The following is a 1,079-nucleotide window of genomic DNA, read 5'->3' as shown; positions in this document are numbered from 1 at the left end:
CGTCGGCGCCGGCCGCGAGCCTGCGCGCGCCGCTTCGCGCGCTGGAGCTGCCCGACCTGGGCGACGGCTCCGGCGGTTCGCTGACGCCGCAGGCCGAGCGCCGGCTCGGCGAGCGTGTGATGCGCGAAGTGCGGCGCGATCCCGACTATCTCGACGACTGGCTTGTGCGCGACTACCTGAACGCGATGGCGGCGCGGCTCGCGGCCGCGGCGGCCGCGCGCTTCATCGGCGGCTACACGCCGGACTTCGACCTGTTCCCGGTGCGCGATCCGCAGATCAACGCATTCTCGATGCCGGGCGGCTTCATCGGGATCAACAGCGGGCTCGTCGTCACGACACAGACGGAATCGGAACTCGCATCGGTGGTCGGCCACGAGATGGGGCACGTGCTGCAGCGGCACATCGCGCGGATGATCGGTGCGAACGAGAAGACCGGCTATACGGCGCTCGCGACGATGCTGCTCGGCGTGCTGGCCGGCGTGCTCGCGAGAAGCGGCGACCTCGGCAGTGCGATCGCGGTGGGCGGGCAGGCGTATGCGGTGGACAACCAGCTGCGCTTCTCGCGTTCGGCCGAGCGCGAGGCCGATCGCGTCGGCTTCCAGCTGCTCGCGGGCGCGGGCTATGACCCGTACGGGATGCCGGGCTTCTTCGAGCGGCTCGACCGCGCGTCGATGGGCGATGCGGGCGTGCCGGCCTACGCGCGCACGCACCCGCTGACCGGCGAGCGGATCGCCGACATGGAGGATCGCGCGCGCCGCGCGCCGTACCGGCAGCCGCGCCAGTCGCCCGAATACGGGTTCGTGCGTGCGCGGCTGCGCGTCCTGCAGAACCGGGCGCCGACCGACATCGCGGCCGAGGCGCGGCGGATGCAGTTCGAGATCGACGATCGCACCGCGCCGAACGTCGCGGCGAACTGGTACGGCATCGCACTCGCGGATGCGCTGCTCGGCGAGTACGACGCAGCCGGCAAGGCGCTCGCGTCGGCACGCAGTGCGTTCGACGGCCGCGAGCGGCGCGAGGACGATCCGGCGACGAGCTCGCCGAGCCGCACCGCGTCGTCGGCCCGACCCGCGCGGCGG

General features: G+C 73.0%; 1 protein-coding gene. It reads left to right on the top strand.

Features of this window, described 5'->3' with window-relative positions; genetic code table 11:
* A partial coding sequence (locus G3N96_RS38725) for a M48 family metalloprotease (RefSeq protein WP_206140491.1) occupies positions 1-1,079 on the top strand: 1,079 nt, incomplete at both ends.

The sequence above is a fragment of the Burkholderia sp. Se-20373 genome (assembly GCF_017104705.1).
Lineage (GTDB): Bacteria > Pseudomonadota > Gammaproteobacteria > Burkholderiales > Burkholderiaceae > Burkholderia.
This window is presented reverse-complemented; position numbering and strand designations above follow the sequence as displayed.